The organism is Nonlabens ponticola, from assembly GCF_003966335.1.
Lineage (GTDB): Bacteria > Bacteroidota > Bacteroidia > Flavobacteriales > Flavobacteriaceae > Nonlabens > Nonlabens ponticola.
Genome location: NZ_CP034549.1, coordinates 1,137,965 through 1,154,650, shown reverse-complemented (window position 1 = coordinate 1,154,650; position 16,686 = coordinate 1,137,965). Strand labels below are relative to the sequence as shown.

15 protein-coding genes and 5 tRNA genes are annotated in these 16,686 nt (G+C 40.5%); all 20 read right to left on the bottom strand.

All coding sequences use genetic code 11. From position 1 onward, the window contains the following. Nucleotides 1-24: 24 nt before the first annotated feature. Entirely contained in the window at nt 25-3,834 is a 3,810-nt protein-coding gene (gene rpoB / locus EJ995_RS05225; RefSeq protein WP_126446324.1) for a DNA-directed RNA polymerase subunit beta, read from the bottom strand. Nucleotides 3,835-3,958: 124 nt separating this feature from the next. Further along, the gene (gene rplL / locus EJ995_RS05220; protein WP_126446322.1) at nt 3,959-4,333 is read right to left on the bottom strand and encodes a 50S ribosomal protein L7/L12; all 375 of its coding nucleotides are present in this window, start codon (nt 4,331-4,333) and stop codon (nt 3,959-3,961) included. Nucleotides 4,334-4,385: 52 nt separating this feature from the next. Further along, nucleotides 4,386-4,901, bottom strand: coding sequence for a 50S ribosomal protein L10 (gene rplJ, locus EJ995_RS05215; RefSeq protein ID WP_126446320.1), 516 nt, complete (start codon nt 4,899-4,901; stop codon nt 4,386-4,388). Between the two features lie 10 nt (nt 4,902-4,911). Next, nucleotides 4,912-5,610, bottom strand: a complete 699-nt coding sequence (rplA, locus tag EJ995_RS05210) for a 50S ribosomal protein L1 (protein ID WP_126446318.1) — start codon at nt 5,608-5,610, stop codon at nt 4,912-4,914. 10 nt (nt 5,611-5,620) lie between these two features. After that, nucleotides 5,621-6,061 (bottom strand): 50S ribosomal protein L11, encoded by a 441-nt coding sequence (gene rplK, locus EJ995_RS05205; protein ID WP_126446316.1) that lies wholly within the window; start codon nt 6,059-6,061, stop codon nt 5,621-5,623. A 66-nt stretch (nt 6,062-6,127) separates the two neighbouring features. Next, nucleotides 6,128-6,682: a transcription termination/antitermination protein NusG gene (nusG, locus tag EJ995_RS05200; RefSeq protein ID WP_126446314.1), complete on the bottom strand. Its 555-nt coding sequence runs from the start codon at nt 6,680-6,682 to the stop codon at nt 6,128-6,130. 9 nt (nt 6,683-6,691) lie between these two features. Beyond that, nucleotides 6,692-6,889: a preprotein translocase subunit SecE gene (gene secE, locus EJ995_RS05195; RefSeq protein ID WP_394342066.1), complete on the bottom strand. Its 198-nt coding sequence runs from the start codon at nt 6,887-6,889 to the stop codon at nt 6,692-6,694. Between the two features lie 79 nt (nt 6,890-6,968). Further along, nucleotides 6,969-7,041: transfer RNA gene (locus EJ995_RS05190), tRNA-Trp, on the bottom strand. Between the two features lie 134 nt (nt 7,042-7,175). Further along, nucleotides 7,176-8,363 carry an elongation factor Tu gene (gene tuf, locus EJ995_RS05185; RefSeq protein WP_126446310.1) on the bottom strand — a complete coding sequence of 396 codons (1,188 nt, stop codon included), beginning with the start codon at nt 8,361-8,363 and terminating at the stop codon, nt 7,176-7,178. A gap of 117 nt (nt 8,364-8,480) precedes the next feature. After that, nucleotides 8,481-8,552, bottom strand: a tRNA-Thr gene (locus EJ995_RS05180). A 55-nt stretch (nt 8,553-8,607) separates the two neighbouring features. Continuing rightward, nucleotides 8,608-8,680, bottom strand: a tRNA-Gly gene (locus EJ995_RS05175). A gap of 36 nt (nt 8,681-8,716) precedes the next feature. Continuing rightward, nucleotides 8,717-8,797 (bottom strand) — tRNA-Tyr (locus EJ995_RS05170). Between the two features lie 32 nt (nt 8,798-8,829). After that, nucleotides 8,830-8,903: transfer RNA gene (locus EJ995_RS05165), tRNA-Thr, on the bottom strand. Nucleotides 8,904-9,045: 142 nt separating this feature from the next. Further along, the gene (locus EJ995_RS05160) at nt 9,046-9,939 is read right to left on the bottom strand and encodes a tyrosine-type recombinase/integrase (protein ID WP_126446308.1); all 894 of its coding nucleotides are present in this window, start codon (nt 9,937-9,939) and stop codon (nt 9,046-9,048) included. 65 nt (nt 9,940-10,004) lie between these two features. Then, nucleotides 10,005-10,199 (bottom strand): 30S ribosomal protein S21, encoded by a 195-nt coding sequence (rpsU, locus tag EJ995_RS05155; RefSeq protein ID WP_126446306.1) that lies wholly within the window; start codon nt 10,197-10,199, stop codon nt 10,005-10,007. A 100-nt stretch (nt 10,200-10,299) separates the two neighbouring features. Next, entirely contained in the window at nt 10,300-11,664 is a 1,365-nt protein-coding gene (locus EJ995_RS05150) for an alpha-amylase (RefSeq protein ID WP_126446304.1), read from the bottom strand. 101 nt (nt 11,665-11,765) lie between these two features. Continuing rightward, on the bottom strand, nt 11,766-12,935 hold the full coding sequence (locus tag EJ995_RS05145) for an acyl-CoA dehydrogenase family protein (protein ID WP_126446302.1): 1,170 nt from the start codon (nt 12,933-12,935) through the stop codon (nt 11,766-11,768). Nucleotides 12,936-12,952: 17 nt separating this feature from the next. Then, nucleotides 12,953-13,804 carry a helix-hairpin-helix domain-containing protein gene (locus tag EJ995_RS05140; RefSeq protein WP_126446300.1) on the bottom strand — a complete coding sequence of 284 codons (852 nt, stop codon included), beginning with the start codon at nt 13,802-13,804 and terminating at the stop codon, nt 12,953-12,955. Nucleotides 13,805-13,812: 8 nt separating this feature from the next. Beyond that, a complete protein-coding gene (locus EJ995_RS05135; RefSeq protein ID WP_126446298.1) occupies nt 13,813-15,603 on the bottom strand; it encodes an alanine/glycine:cation symporter family protein in 1,791 nt (596 codons plus the stop codon). Between the two features lie 84 nt (nt 15,604-15,687). Next, nucleotides 15,688-16,686, bottom strand: coding sequence for a potassium channel family protein (locus EJ995_RS05130; protein ID WP_126446296.1), 999 nt, complete (start codon nt 16,684-16,686; stop codon nt 15,688-15,690).

Below are 16,686 nucleotides of genomic sequence, written 5' to 3'. Positions count from 1 at the left end.
TAACCACAATCCTTACTGGTAAAATTAATCCTCGAGTCTCAAGTCTAGTCCTAGACCTTTTAACTCGTGCATCAATACATTGAACGATTCTGGTAATCCAGGCTCTGGCATAGGCTCACCTTTAACAATGGCCTCATATGTCTTAGCTCTTCCTACCACATCATCAGACTTAACGGTCAAGATCTCGCGGAGAGTACTTGAAGCACCGTATGCCTCTAGTGCCCAAACCTCCATCTCACCAAATCGCTGACCACCAAACTGTGCTTTACCACCGAGTGGCTGCTGAGTGATCAATGAGTAAGGACCGATAGATCTAGCGTGCATCTTGTCGTCAACCATGTGACCCAGTTTAAGCATGTAGATGATACCAACGGTTGCTGGTTGATCAAACTGCTCTCCAGTACCACCATCATATAGATAGGTATGACCGAAGCGTGGAATACCAGCCTCATCTGTGTATCCATTGATTTGATCTAGTGTTGCACCGTCAAAAATTGGTGTCGCAAAGTTCTTGCCCAATTTCTCACCAGCCCATCCTAGAACGGTCTCATAAATTTGCCCGATGTTCATACGAGATGGTACACCTAGTGGATTCAAAACGATATCAACAGGAGTTCCATCCTCAAGGAATGGCATGTCCTCTTGACGTACTATACGTGCCACGATACCTTTATTACCGTGACGTCCAGCCATCTTATCACCTACTTTAAGTTTACGCTTTTTAGCGATGTAAACTTTAGCAAGTTTGATGATACCAGCAGGAAGCTCATCACCAACACTGATGGTAAACTTCTCACGTCTCAATGATCCTTGAAGATCGTTTTCTTTAATCTTATAGTTGTGCAGTAAATCTGCAATGATCTCGTTAGTCTCCTTAGTAGTTGTCCATGTTCCAGAAACTAAGTGCGTATAATCATCTACCGAGTTCAACATTTTGAGAGTGTATTTTTTGCCTTTAGGAAGAACTTCTTCTCCTAAGTCATTGAATACACCTTGTGATGTTTTACCACTAACGATTTCAAAAAGTTTCTCAACAAGTCTAGATTGTAGGTTATCAAATTTTGATTGATACTCTTGCTCTAATCTTGCGATATCCTCTTTATCCTGCGCTCTTTTCTTCTTATCCTTGACAGCGCGTGAGAACAATTTCTTGTCGATCACTACACCTTTAAGTGATGGAGAAGCCTTGAGTGATGCATCTTTCACATCACCTGCTTTATCTCCAAAAATGGCTCTAAGAAGTTTCTCTTCTGGAGTTGGGTCAGATTCACCTTTTGGTGTGATTTTACCTATAAGGATATCACCAGGTTCAACCTCTGCACCAATGCGTATCATACCGTGCTCATCAAGATCTGCCGTAGCTTCTTCAGACACGTTAGGTATATCTGCAGTAAGTTCCTCGTTACCGAGTTTAGTATCTCTAACCTCAAGTGAATATTCATCCACGTGAATAGAAGTAAAGATATCCTCACGTACAACCTTCTCTGAAATTACAATCGCATCCTCAAAGTTGTAACCTTTCCATGGCATAAATGCCACTTTCATGTTACGCCCTAGTGCTAATTCACCAGCCTCAGTTGCATAACCTTGACACAGCACTTGACCTTTTTCAACTCTATCGCCTTTTTGAACGATAGGCTTCAAAGTAATAGAAGTACCTTGATTGGTCTTACGGAATTTGATCAAGTTATAAGAAGTCTCGTCTGCATCAAAGCTTACTAGCTTCTCACGATCTGTACGATCGTATTCTATGACGATCTTTTGTGCATCTACATAAACTACTTTACCCGGACCTTCTGCATTTATCAATACTCTTGAATCACTAGCAACCTGTCTTTCAAGTCCTGTTCCAACAATAGGAGCATCAACTCTCAATAGTGGTACTGCCTGACGCATCATGTTTGATCCCATCAAGGCACGGTTTGCATCATCATGCTCCAAGAATGGAATCAATGACGCAGATATAGAAGCAATTTGATTAGGAGCAACGTCTGCATAAGCAACAACACTAGGATCAACTACTGGGAAGTCACCTTCCATACGAGCAATTACATTATCCTGGTCGATCTTACCTTTCTTCAATGGTAAGTTTGCCTGTGCTATGTGCATTCCTTCTTCTTCTTCTGCACTTAGATAGATTGGTTCTTCTTCAAGATTTACCACACCGTCGTTGACCTTTCTATAAGGAGTCTCAATGAATCCCATGCTGTTCACCTTAGCAAATACAGCAAGTGAAGAAATCAAACCAATGTTAGGTCCTTCAGGAGTTTCAATAGGACATAAGCGGCCATAGTGCGTATAGTGAACGTCGCGAACCTCAAATCCAGCTCTTTCTCTCGAGAGTCCACCAGGTCCTAGTGCCGATAAACGACGCTTGTGTGTAATCTCTGCCAATGGATTAGTTTGATCCATGAACTGAGATAACTGGTTGGTACCAAAGAAAGAATTGATTACAGAAGACAAAGTCTTTGCATTAATCAAGTCAATAGGTGTAAACACCTCATTATCACGTACGTTCATACGTTCGCGAATTGTTCTTGCCATACGAGCAAGACCAACACCAAATTGGGAACTAAGCTGCTCACCTACCGTACGTACACGACGGTTTGATAAGTGGTCAATATCATCAATCTCTGCTTTAGAGTTGATCAACATGATCAAGTGCTTGATAATGGTAATGATATCATCTTTGGTCAAGACTTGCTTGTCCATTGCGATATCAAGACCCAATTTTTTATTCATACGGTAACGACCTACTTCACCTAAATTATATCGCTGATCAGAGAAAAATAATTTATCGATGATACCGCGTGCGGTTTCTTCATCTGGCGGCTCGGCATTACGTAATTGTCTATAGATATGTTCAACTGCTTCTTTTTCAGAATTAGTTGGATCTTTTTGTAGTGTATTATGGATGATCGCGTAGTCAGCAGACTGATTATCTTCTTTATGAAGAAGAATAGTTTTAGCCTGGGCTTCTAGTATCTCATCAATATGTTCCTTCTCAAGAACTGTATCGCGATCAAGAACGATCTCATTACGCTCGATAGAAACAACTTCTCCCGTATCCTCATCAACAAAATCCTCATGCCAAGTTCTAAGAACACGTGCGGCAAGTTTACGACCTAGGTATTTTTTAAGTCCGGTTTTTGTAGCTTTTACTTCTTCCGCAAGGTCAAAGATTCCAAGGATATCCTTGTCTCTTTCAAAACCGATAGCACGGAAAAGCGTTGTTACAGGTAATTTTTTCTTACGATCAATATATGCATACATAACACTATTGATGTCAGTAGCAAATTCAATCCATGATCCCTTGAATGGTATTACACGGGCAGAGTACAACTTTGTACCATTTGCGTGAAACGACTGTCCAAAGAATACACCTGGAGATCTGTGTAGTTGTGATACAACAACTCTTTCTGCACCGTTTATAACGAATGTGCCAGATGGAGTCATGTAGGGAATTGTACCTAAGTAAACATCCTGAACGATGGTTTCAAAATCCTCATGTTCTGGATCAGTACAATATAATTTAAGGCGTGACTTGAGTGGCACGCTGTAAGTAAGGCCACGCTCGATACATTCTTGAATGGAGTATCGTGGTGGATCTACAAAATAGTCAAGAAACTCTAATACAAACTGGTTGCGAGTATCTGTAATCGGGAAGTTTTCCATGAAGGTGTTGTATAGACCTTCAACTTCTCTTTTATCAGATTTAGTTTCTAATTGAAAGAAATCCTGAAACGATTTGATTTGGATATCCAGCAGATCAGGATATTCTGCTTTGCTTGTTACCGTCGAAAAATTAATTCTTTCTGTGTTTGTTGCTAGCATTAATGCACGGTATTAAAAGGTTAAAAAAAGCGTTGTAGACGACGTCTCATCTTTATACGCAAAATGGTCTAGGCCTGTGAGCCACGCTCACAGGTCTAAACCGATAATGTTGGGTTGTGAAGAATTACTTCAACTCAACCTCAGCACCAGCTTCTTCTAGCTGTGCCTTAAGTGCTTCTGCCTCATCTTTAGAAACACCTTCCTTAATTGGAGATGGTGCACTATCAACAAGTTCTTTTGCATCTTTCAATCCAGCACCAGTTAATTCTTTAACTAGTTTTACTACAGCAAGCTTAGCGCCACCTGGAGCAGTTAGGATTACATCAAATTCAGTCTGCTCATCAGCAGCTTCACCGCCGCCTGCAGCTGGTCCAGCCATAACAGCTGCTGCTGCTGCTGGTTCAATTCCATACTCTTCTTTAAGTATGTCTGCTAATTCGTTTACTTCTTTCACAGTTAAGTTAACTAACTGCTCTGCGAAATCTTTTAAATCTGCCATTTCTATCGTTTTAATAAAATTTATAAATAATTAATTGCGTACTAATTGATTGCTATTTTTCAGATAGCGTTTTAAGGATACCAGCAAGTTTACCACCACCTGATTTAAGTGCAGAAACCACATTTTTAGCTGGGCTTTGAAGTAGACCTATGATCTCACCAATCATTTCTTCCTTAGACTTGATGTCACTCAAGACATCTACTTTATCATCTCCTACATAGATCGCTTCTTCAATGTAAGCACCTTTAAGCACAGGCTTATCAGATTTCTTACGGAAGTTTCGAATAACCTTAGCTGGAGCGTTAGCCACTTCAGAAAGCATTATAGAAGTGTTGCCTTTCAACAATTCTGGTAATTCACCAAAATCCTTTTCAGAAGCTTCCATTGCTTTTGCGAGCAGCGTATTCTTAACTACAGATATGCTCACGTTTGCTTTAAAACAAGCACGACGTAAATTTGACGTATCAGAAGCGTTGAGCCCAGATATATCCGCTAGATAAATAGTTGAACTATCACCTAAAGTAGCAGTCAAGTCTTTTATAACAGTTGCTTTTTGTTCTCTTGTCATGATTTAGGTTTTAGTCGTCTGCAAAACGTTTAGTGTCAATCTGGATACTAGGACTCATAGTACTAGACATATATATACTCTTGATATATATTCCTTTTGACGTTGTCGGTTTTAGCTTAACTAACGTGTTAATTAATTCTCGTGCGTTACCAGCAATTTTTTCAGCATCAAATGATGCTTTACCAATCGCTGCGTGAACGATACCTGTCTTATCAACTTTAAAGTCAATCTTACCAGCCTTCACGTCAGATACTGCCTTAGCAACATCCATAGTAACTGTACCAGTCTTTGGGTTAGGCATTAAGCCACGAGGACCTAACACACGTCCTAGAGGACCTAACTTACCCATTACACTTGGCATTGTGATAATTACATCAACATCAGTCCAACCGCCTTTAATCTTGTCAAGATATTCATCAAGACCTACATAGTCGGCTCCAGCCTCTTCAGCCTCGGCTACTTTGTCTGGTGTTACAAGAGCAAGAACCTTAACATCCTTACCCGTACCGTGAGGTAATGTAACTACACCTCTTACCATTTGATTGGCCTTACGTGGATCTACGTTCAAACGAACTGCAAGATCTACAGAAGGATCAAAGTTTACTTTCGAGATATCCTTAACCAATTTAGATGCATCAGCTACAGAATATGTCTGCGACGTATCTACCTTGGCAGTAGTCTCTTTTTGTTTTTTTGTCAATTTTGCCATCTTCTAAGTTTTAAGCAGGTGCAGATCCACCCTTAACGTTAACACCCATTGATCTGGCAGTACCAGCGACCATTTTCATGGCACTTTCTACAGTAAAGGCATTTAAGTCAGGCATCTTATCCTCTGCGATCGTTCTTATCTGATCCCAACTGATAGTTCCTACTTTCTTACGGTTAGGTTCACCGCTACCGCCTTTTAATTTTGTTGCCTCTAGAATTTGCACTGCTGCTGGTGGTGTTTTAATAACAAAGTCAAAAGACTTGTCCTTGTAAACAGTGATTGCAACTGGCAATACTTTACCAGCTTTATCTTGGGTTCTAGCATTAAACTGCTTACAGAACTCCATAATGTTTACACCAGCCGCACCAAGTGCAGGTCCTACAGGTGGAGATGGGTTTGCTGCACCACCTCTAACTTGTAATTTTACAACCTTAGATACTTCTTTAGCCATTTCTTAATTTTCAATGTTTGATATAATAAAAGTGGAAGCCTCTATCATATCTATAAACTGTAACATTTATACTTTTTCAACTTGCATATAGCTCAACTCTAGTGGAGTTTTACGTCCAAAGATTTTGACCATAACTTCAAGTTTGCGTTTTTCTTCATTTACTTTTTCAATAGTCCCATTGAAACCATTGAATGGTCCATCAACCACTTTAATTGTCTCACCAATTTTGAATGGTATGGCAATATTGTCTGTTTGCTCAGCAAGCTCATCTACTTTACCTAGCATCCTATTTACCTCTGACTTTCTCAAAGGAACTGGCTCACCGCCTTTAGTCTCACCTAAGAAACCTATGACACCGTTGACAGACTTAATAATGTGAGGAACCTCACCTTCAAGCCTAGCTTGAATCATGATATAACCAGGAAAATATACTTTCTCCTTATTAATTTTTTTACCGTTGCGTATTTGAATAACCTTTTCAGTAGGCACTAAAATCTGCTGTAGGTAATCATTGAGATTGTGGTGATTTATCTCGTCCTCGATATACTCTTTAATCTTGTTTTCCTGACCACTTACTGATCGAACAACATACCACTTCATTACATCTGTATCCTCTGCCATGTTGTAGTATTAAGCTTGTTTAATCCATTCAAAGTAGTTGGTAATCGCTGTACTGAATACAGTATCAATACCATAAATAATGAGTGCAAAAACGATAGAAAACACTGCAACGGTAACTGTGTTCTTCTGTGCCTCTGCCCATGTAGGCCATGTCACATGATTAACCAGTTCGTTGTAAGATTCTTTAATGTAAGTTGCTAATCCCATAATCGTTTAACGTGTTTGAACTTTAATGTCCATTACTCAATCAGACATCACGTAAAGTAAATATCTGACTTCAAATTTGCGCGGGTTGAGAGGCTCGAACTCCCGACACCTGGTTTTGGAGACCAGTGCTCTACCAACTGAGCTAAACCCGCAATCTTAATGAAGCAGGATGTTTGTTTGATCATTCCGCTTTCGCGAAAGCGCAACTATTATAACCCACTTAATAAAGGGAAAGTATCCTGTCTAATTGCGTGATTAAACAGGATACTTTATTTATTTAATTTCCTTAGTCTAGGATCTCAGTAACCTGACCAGCACCTACTGTTCTACCACCTTCACGGATAGCAAAACGTAGGCCTATGTTCATTGCAATAGGTTGGATCAAATCAACTTCGATAGTAAGGTTATCACCTGGCATTACCATTTCAACACCTGAAGGAAGCTTGATGTTTCCTGTCACGTCAGTTGTACGAACGTAGAACTGTGGACGGTAGTTGTTGTGGAATGGAGTGTGACGTCCACCTTCTTCTTTTTTCAAGATATAAACCTCAGCTTTAAACTTAGCGTGTGGTGTTACTGATCCTGGCTTAGTGATTACCATACCACGTGAGATTTGAGACTTCTCAATACCTCTCAATAGGATACCCGCATTATCACCAGCCTCACCTCTATCAAGGATTTGACGGAACATCTCAATACCTGTAATAGTAGAGTTCAACTTCTGAGCACCCATACCAATAATCTCAACAGGATCACCTGTGTTAGCAACACCAGTCTCAATACGACCAGTTGCTACAGTACCACGACCTGTAATAGAGAAAACGTCCTCGATAGGCATCAAGAAAGGCTTGTCCATATCACGAACCGGCTCTTCTATCCACTCATCAACGGCTTTCATCAATTCAAGTACTGTGTCAACCCACTTTTGCTCACCATTAAGTGCGCCTAGTGCAGATCCAGATACAACAGGACCATTGTCACCGTCATACTCATAGAAACTCAATAGATCACGTACTTCCATGTCAACTAGCTCGAGTAGCTCCTCATCATCTACCATGTCAACCTTGTTAAGGAAAACAACGATACGTGGAATACCTACCTGACGTCCTAGAAGGATGTGCTCACGTGTTTGTGGCATTGGCCCATCAGTTGCAGCAACTACAAGAATAGCACCGTCCATTTGAGCAGCACCTGTTACCATGTTTTTTACATAATCGGCGTGACCAGGACAATCTACGTGTGCGTAGTGTCTGTTTTCTGTTTGATACTCAACGTGTGAAGAGTTAATTGTAATACCACGCTCTTTTTCTTCAGGAGCGTTGTCAATTTGGTCAAAACTTGTTGCTGAAGAAAAACCAGCATCAGCAAGAACCTTAGTGATTGCAGCAGTAAGCGTAGTCTTACCGTGGTCAACGTGACCAATGGTACCTACGTTAAGGTGCGGTTTCGAACGATCGTACGTTTCTTTTGCCATAACTTATAATCTTAGTTTATATTAGTGTTTCAATTTAAAACCAACTGGCTACAAACCACATCAGCTTATACTGTAAATGGCCTCGCTAAAGACCTATTTTTTTCTTCAATACTTTTGAGCCAATGACGAGATTTGAACTCGTGACCTCTTCCTTACCAAGGAAACGCTCTACCCCTGAGCTACACCGGCCTGTTTTTTCATGACTTTATCATTCTAAAATCAAGAAAGGCATTACTCTATTTTGAGCGAGAGACCGGGTTCGAACCGGCGACATTCAGCTTGGAAGGCTGACGCTCTACCAACTGAGCTACTCTCGCAATTGCACCAATAAATCGGCACAGTAATTAAAAAAGTGGGGAGAGCAGGATTCGAACCTGCGAAGGTTTCCCAACGGAGTTACAGTCCGTCCTCGTTGGCCGCTTGAGTATCTCCCCAAATTAATTAATTCAATTTTTCAAAAAACTTGAGCCGATGGAGGGACTCGAACCCACGACCTGCTGATTACAAATCAGCTGCTCTAGCCAGCTGAGCTACATCGGCTTATGGTACAATTTAAGGCACCAAAAATTCCGTTATTTCTAACGGACTGCAAATGTAAGCCTATTTTTTAATTACCAAAAAAATTATAAGTAAAATTTTAAATGACTTACATCTACAGTCAAAGACTCCAGATTAAGGTGACTTACCGTTTCTTATTATTGCGTGGATGAGCCAGTGCGTGAACTTTCTTGAGCGCTTCCATACTGGAATGAGTATAGACTTGTGTGCTTGCCAAACTAGCATGACCCAACAACTCCTTTACTCCATTAAGCTCTGCGCCATTATTGATTAAATGAGTGGCAAACGTATGCCTTAAGATATGAGGACTTACTTTGGTCTTGCTACTTATGCTTTTTAGTTGTGTAGTCACAATTCTATATAGCAATGTAGGATAAATCGGTTTGCCTTTTGAAGTGATAAACAATTCCTGAACGGTGCTTGAGGAATAATGGAGTTCCCGCAGTACCTTGTAATTATTAATCCTTTCTAGCATTGAAGGAAGCAGCGGTATCAATCGCTGCTTGTTGCGCTTACCGTTTACAATCAACTGCTTTTTTTGATGATCAATAGAAGCAATTGTCAATGAAATGAGCTCTGCTCGTCGCAGGCCAGCGGTGTATAATAGTTCCATGACACATCTATCGCGCACGGCGGTAAAGTCTGTTTCATCTATTGGTTGTGATAAGAGACTTTTAATCTCGTCTGGTGACATGGGCGTTTGAATGTTATTATTAACTTTCAAACTCTTGTGCTTATTCATGACGTTGCTGTCGACAATGCCGCTGAGTTGCAAGTATTTGAAATAAGTCTTGAGGGACGACATCTTACGGTTGATGCTACGATTACTTACCTGCTGCTCTAATAGTACAGCAAGCCAACTCCTCACCATAGGATAATTGACCTGTGCAGCATCTGTTTCAAAATTTTCTGTGACAAAATCAAGGAACTGTGCAACATCATTACTGTAAGCCTCTACTGTATGGACACTATATTGTCTTTCTAGTCTCAGATATTTTTCAAATTGACTTTCTTGCATAAAAAAACGATCAGATAAAAATAAGATTTTACCTGATCGCTTTGTTAAAATTCTTTACTTATGATCTAGATATTCTCTTGATCTCTTAAGTGCTGAATGTATTCTGCTTTGATTTTTTGAGCACGTTTTGCAACTGACGGTTTTGTAAATTGCTGACGTCTGCGCAATTCGCGCATTTTTCCTGTGCGATCAAATTTACGTTTGAAACGCTTCAGGGCTCTATCGATATTTTCTCCGTCTTTAACTGGTATAATTAACATAGTGTCATCACCTCCTTTCTTTGGGACGGCAAAAATACATAAATATCTTTAATTGCAAGTTATTTATTACGCTTTCGCGAAAGCGTAATCATCAACAATATTATTTTACAGACCACACAGTATAACTATTAGGTGGTACCTGGATCTTTACCCAACCATTACCTTGGGTTACTGGCTCCCAATTAGAATTACCCGTGTAATCCTTTATACGACGTGATCCCCAATTTGTCTGAACCCAGCGTTCCTTGTACGAGTTGCTGATGTTGAGATAAACTATGATACCATTATTGTTATATCCATTGCGACGTGCCACATACTCATCATTGTCAGCATGAAGATAGCTAGTCGTACCACCAGCCAGATTGTTATGAATCCAGATTAAATTATTGAGTTTATTTTTATCTAACCACGATTCGTAATCGCTATAAAACATAGTTGGATATCCTTCATGCGTTAAAATGTAGGCATACGCCAACAATTTGTTATTAAAAATCTCGTCAGTATCATGATTTGCTACAAAAGTCACCGCTTTGCCAGGGTTGCGCTTTAATAACATATCACCATTGAGCAGAGATAAATTGTTTCCCTGAAAAGCATCTTTCATACGGTAATAACACGCAAAGTCAAAAGCACTACTACCTGATTGATTCACCCAATTTTCCAGAGTAGCAGCATTACCGTCCCAAAGTTCACCAACGCTAAAACCGCCAGCATTCCTATTCCACTCTTGAATGACCCAAGGTTCAAAACCTTTTACATAGTCAAATCTCCAGCCATCAAACTTCATCACGTTCTTATAATATTTTGCAACACTGTTGGAGTTACGGTACAATTGATCTTGAACATAACCTTTATGATGGCACAAATCTGCAAACCCACCAAATTTTCCAGAGTCATTGTGATGATAATCATTAGGGTGAAAATCATATTGAGACCTATAGAACATACCTGATGCTGGTGCATAGTCTGTATAGGTATTGCTGCCAGCAAAATTATTATACTCTAGCGCACCACCACTGTTGTGATTAAGAACAATATCCGCATAAACGTTTATGTTATTTTGGTGTGCTTTGGTAATCAAGCTAGTTAATTCGCTCTTAGATCCAAAGCGTGTCTGCGTACTTCCCATTTGATTATACTGTCCAAAATCGAAGTAGTCAAAAGGATCATATCCCATGGAATAACCGCCGTTTTGAGCCTTAGAAGCTGGCGGTAGCCAGATAGCGTTAATTCCAGCATTTGACCACGCTGGCACCTTGCCTTTAATCGTGTTCCACCAGGTTCCTCCAGCAGGAACGTCCCAGTAAAATGCTTGCATCATAACACCATTGGGGCTGGCTGCCTTACTTTCTACAACAGGTTGATTTAATTGTGTACTTTCTTCTAGTTCCTCAATATCTTCAGAGCATGAGAGCAGTCCGAAAACTGCAAATAGAAATAAAAAATGAAGCCTAAATTTTTTCATTATGCTAGTTTAAGGGGTTAATTACTACCATAATGTAAAAAATCCCTAGTAAAAACTAAGGATTTGATAATTCAAACTACGAAAACGTTATCGCAAAATTCCTATTTTGCAGCAGGCTTATAATCCTTGCCATCGATCGTCATTTTGGCAATAATTTCTCTCATAATCTCGCTTGTACCACCTCCAATTGGTCCCAATCTACTGTCGCGCAACATGCGTGCTAGTGGATATTCCTCTATGTAGCCGTAACCACCTAGAAATTGTAAGCAACTGTTGATTGTCTCGTCAGCAATTTTTGTGCTAACAAGTTTTGACATGCTGGCCTCTTTTACTGGATAGAGTCCTTTGTCCAGCTCGGCAGCGATATTGTAGTTAAAGCACTTTGCCATCTCAACTTCACTCATCATGTCTGCCAGCTTGTGGCGCAGCGCTTGATATTTATCTAATGATTGTCCGAAAGCCGATCGCTCCTTCATATAGCCTATAGTGTATTCAATCGCATACTCTGCACGAGCGTGTGAATTAATACCCATAATAAGTCTCTCTAGCGCAAAGTGCTGCATAATGTACGGAAAGCCTTTGCCTTGCTCACCCATGAGATTTTCAGCTGGAATTCGCACATTATTGAATCCTATCTCGCCAGTGTCGCTCGCTCTCCAGCCTAGCTTGTTAAGTTTTGTAGCGCTTATTCCTGGTGTCTCGCGGTCCATAACAAAGATGCTGATACCACGACCTTTTGCCTCTGGATCTGTCTTGGCAGCTATAACTAGATAGTCACTGTAAACACCATTTGTAATAAATGTTTTTGAGCCATTAATGACCCATTCATCACCATCTTTAACCGCTGTGGTACGCATTCCTGCCACGTCACTACCGCCAAATGGCTCGGTAATTCCTAAACATCCTATTTTCTCACCTGTAAGTGTAGGAACGAGGTATTCCTGTTTGATACGCTCATCGCCTTCTTTAAGTAAGTGCTGCGCACCTAGAAATGCTTGTACCCACATAGCTGCTGCAAAACCACCAGAATTGATGCGCTGCATTTCTTCAAGAAAGATTACGGTATAGAAGAAATCAAGATCCAGACCACCATATTTTTCTGGATAGTATAATCCAAAGTAGCCCATCTCACCCATCTTCTCAAAAATCTCTCGATCTATCTGGCCAGTCTCTTCCCATCGATCGATGTGAGGAACGGCTTCCTTATTTAAAAAATCTCTGAAACTTTGTCTGAAGGCGTTGTGCTCTTCACTAAAATATGATTGATACATAGGGTAATTGGTTCTTTTTAATCCAGCGTCAAATATAGCTGTATTAGTGATAATTTCTCTTGTGGGAAACGTGATGTAAGCATCACCTCATCCCAGTTATTAAAACGTTCTCTAAGTGCTCTTTGCTTGAGTAACGCATCAACTAGATAGTCGTTGAAATAAGGTACGCTTAACAGCTCATCGCTAGTTGCCGTATTTAACGCCATTTTTTTGAAGCCGCTCTTAGGCGATAATGTAAAACTCTCCTTCACCTTGATCATGGTAGAATCACTCAAGCCGTACACGCCACGTACCTGCATAAAATCTATAAATCCACCCAATCTCTCACGTTCTTTGATGATACGTCCTGATAATGCAGGACCTATCCCATAAACCTTTTTGAGATCATCAGCAGTTGCACGATTGATATCCATGACCTTTATCGCACGATAATTATTGGAATATCTAGGTTGACTCTTCTGTGTAACCCACGCAGGAAATTTAAAGTATGGTGAGATGCTATCCAGCCACTGTTGATTGACTTGAGTTACTTGCTGGAATTGTGCGGTAGAGTTTATGAAGTCTCCGCTTTCGCGAAAGCGTGACAATCTATCCAACTCTTGAACACTCAATCCTAATTTGTACCCACGATAATCTGTGATGTAATTGGGATTGAAAGGATAAATCGTATCACGTTTCCTAGCAGCGATTTGCTTTAAGGAATCCACTTGCTTTTGAAACTTGCTATTATCTACAATCGCTAATGGCTCTAGTGGTTGTTGCGACTGATACCACTTAAATCCTAAAAGGATAACTAGGATAATTACTAATACAAAAATCCCTCTTTGCTGTCTCCTATGAAACAAAAAGAGGGATTTAAATTTATTCATGTCATTTATTAATTAGTCTGCGGTATCTCACCAGACTTAACCTTGCTAAAGTACGTTTTGAGATCCTTAGCAACGCCACCCGACATCATGTAAAGACCTATCAAGTTAGGTATGGCCAGCGTCAAGAACATCATATCTGCAAAGTCAATTACGGCTCCCAATCCTATGGAAGCTCCTAAGACCACGGTAAGTAAGAAAACAATCTTGAAAACAATACTCACTACCTTCTTGGCTCCAAAAATACTTTGAGCTGCCTTGACACCGTAATAGGACCATGTCAAAATTGTAGAGAATGCAAATAAGAAAATTGCTATGGTCAATAAGTAATCTGCTCCTGGGATTACTTGCGAGAATGCGATCGCAGTCAGCGCAGATCCTTGAGCTGATGGATCAGCATAAACGCCTGTGAAAATCAATACTAATGCTGTGAGCGTACAAACAACTACTGTGTCAATAAATGGTTCTAGTAGGGCTACAAAACCTTCGGCCACTGGGTGATTTGTCTTTGCTGCAGAGTGTGCTATGGACGCAGATCCCAATCCAGCCTCATTTGAAAATGCCGCTCTCTGGAAACCTAATACCATTACACCCAACACACCACCGTAGATAGCGTCTGATTGAAAGGCACCATCGATAATGAGACCAAAGGCATCGCCCACACTACCAATATTAACGATCACAACAATCAAACACATCACTATATAAAGACCTGCCATGGATGGGACGACCTTATCTGTAACCTTTGCGATACCCTTCAGACCACCAACGATCACAATACCTACCAGCACCGCTATACATACACCTATAATGGTTTTGGCAGTACCGTCAACGCCCATGACGCTAGCCAGTTGAGCGGTTGCTTGATTGGCCTGAAACATGGATCCAGCTGCAAACGCCGCTAGCATAATGATGATGGCATACAATAAGGATAACCCTTTACCTAGACCACCTAGACCTTTTTCTGCAAATCCCTTTTTGAGATACTCCATTGGTCCACCAGCGATAGTACCATCTGCGGCTACTTCTCTATATTTAACACCTAGAGTACATTCAATAAATTTTGAAGACATACCCAATAAACCTGCAAGGATAATCCAGAATGTCGCACCTGGTCCACCTGTAGCGATCGCTACGGCAACACCTGCAATGTTACCTAGACCTACCGTACCTGAAACAGCAGTAGCGAGAGCCTGAAAGTGAGTCACCTCACCAGCAGCATCCGGCTCATCATATTTACCACGAACTAACTTTAAGCTGTGTTTGATACCTCGTATGTTGATAAAGCCGAAACGCAACGTAAAGAATAAAGCTCCTAGGATCAACCAAATAACCATGAACGGTACTTTAATAGTCTTGACCGTACCATTAGGGTTTAATACTACATCACCGTTAGCGTCTTTTACTTTATTATCATATAATCCAAGACTATGAAATGGATCAAAGAAAAAGTACTTGTCCATGAAGCCTACTACAGGTGCAAATGCCGCACTCATCTTTTCTGGTAAAGACACTGCTGGCACATCAATAACCTCTTCAACACTTGCACCGCTGGCATCCTCTACTCTAACAGAATAAGTTTTTCCTTCTTCAGCACCCTTAATAGTGCTTGTAAGTGTGTCAATCTTTCTTTCTGACCAGTAATATTTATACGGCTGCTGACCACCTTGAACATCAAGCTTTATGACAGATGTGTTAATCTCTGTAGATTCGTCAGTAATTGTATGATCTACCGTTAATTGTGCAAACGACATTTGAGCCATCGTCAACGCAATAGTAAGTACCGTAAGAATTTTATTCATGGAATAATGCTTATTTGATTGTAAAAGCTAGCAAGATGCATAAAAATCTTGCTTTATAAAAGTTTTGTTAATGAAATGTAAGGCCTATTCTAGGATGCGATAAAACTTCTGCAGTTTTGCGATTTGATCAACATTACCTACAACGATAATTTTAGAACCTGGAACGATCTTAGTCGTGGGATTAGGATTCACCACATATTCACCATCGACTGTTTTATAGCCAATAATCGTACAGCCTGTCTCATGACGCAGATTGAGATCTATAATAGAACAAGGACGTTCGTGATCAAACATTTGCTCAAAGCTTATTTGTTCTAGATTCATACCAGCATGGCCACCGCTCAAATTGTCCCAGAACTCGATTAAGTCGGGACTTACAATTAAAGACGCCATATGTTGACCACCTATTTGGTCAGGTAATATAACGTTGTCGGCACCAGCAAGTTTTAGCTTTTTGTAGCTTGTTTCTTCACTAGCGCGCGAGATAATCTTGAGGTCTTTATTGAGTTGACGTGCACTCAATACGATAAACAGGTTATCTGCATCATCTGGTAACGCAGTTATAAGAACGGCGGCCTTCTCAATACCAGCCTGCAGCAACACCTCATCCTCATTAGCATTGCCACGCACAAAATGCTTGTTCTCGAGATAGCAGTTGTCAATTACTTCTTGCTCTTTCTCAACAATGACAAAAGGCTTTTTATAATCTTCAAGTTTTGCCACTGCCTGCTTACCATTGCGACCGTAACCACATACTATAACATGATGTTCCATAGACTTGACATATTTTTTTCGTTCTCTCTCGCGGCGTGATTTTATAGAATTACGGCTCAACAAGTATTCTGAAATGACCGATACTGAATAACCAACGATCACCACGCTGGTCAAAATAATAAAGATGGTAAATAACTTAGCACTGGCACTAGGGTCACCCATCTCGCGGTAGCCTACTGTGGTAACCGTGATGACAGTCATGTATAGCGAGTCGACCCACGATAAATCTAATAAAATCTTGTATCCCACGACACCCATGAGTAGGACACCAGCTAGTAATAGAAATGCAATGGATAATTTACTGCGCAT

Bases quoted from the DNA above. Each gene is read 5' to 3' on its own strand.
- EJ995_RS05145 (WP_126446302.1), bottom strand. From the start codon at position 12,935: ATGTATCAATCATATTTTAGTGAAGAGCACAACGCCTTCAGACAAAGT.
- rpoB (WP_126446324.1), bottom strand. From the start codon at position 3,834: ATGCTAGCAACAAACACAGAAAGAATTAATTTTTCGACGGTAACAAGC.
- rplL (WP_126446322.1), bottom strand. From the start codon at position 4,333: ATGGCAGATTTAAAAGATTTCGCAGAGCAGTTAGTTAACTTAACTGTG.
- EJ995_RS05135 (WP_126446298.1), bottom strand. From the start codon at position 15,603: ATGAATAAAATTCTTACGGTACTTACTATTGCGTTGACGATGGCTCAA.
- rplK (WP_126446316.1), bottom strand. From the start codon at position 6,061: ATGGCTAAAGAAGTATCTAAGGTTGTAAAATTACAAGTTAGAGGTGGT.
- EJ995_RS05160 (WP_126446308.1), bottom strand. From the start codon at position 9,939: ATGCAAGAAAGTCAATTTGAAAAATATCTGAGACTAGAAAGACAATAT.
- EJ995_RS05140 (WP_126446300.1), bottom strand. From the start codon at position 13,804: ATGAATAAATTTAAATCCCTCTTTTTGTTTCATAGGAGACAGCAAAGA.
- EJ995_RS05130 (WP_126446296.1), bottom strand. From the start codon at position 16,686: ATGCGCAGTAAATTATCCATTGCATTTCTATTACTAGCTGGTGTCCTA.
- rpsU (WP_126446306.1), bottom strand. From the start codon at position 10,199: ATGTTAATTATACCAGTTAAAGACGGAGAAAATATCGATAGAGCCCTG.
- nusG (WP_126446314.1), bottom strand. From the start codon at position 6,682: ATGGCAGAGGATACAGATGTAATGAAGTGGTATGTTGTTCGATCAGTA.
- EJ995_RS05150 (WP_126446304.1), bottom strand. From the start codon at position 11,664: ATGAAAAAATTTAGGCTTCATTTTTTATTTCTATTTGCAGTTTTCGGA.
- tuf (WP_126446310.1), bottom strand. From the start codon at position 8,363: ATGGCAAAAGAAACGTACGATCGTTCGAAACCGCACCTTAACGTAGGT.
- rplJ (WP_126446320.1), bottom strand. From the start codon at position 4,901: ATGACAAGAGAACAAAAAGCAACTGTTATAAAAGACTTGACTGCTACT.
- secE (WP_394342066.1), bottom strand. From the start codon at position 6,889: ATGGGATTAGCAACTTACATTAAAGAATCTTACAACGAACTGGTTAAT.
- rplA (WP_126446318.1), bottom strand. From the start codon at position 5,610: ATGGCAAAATTGACAAAAAAACAAAAAGAGACTACTGCCAAGGTAGAT.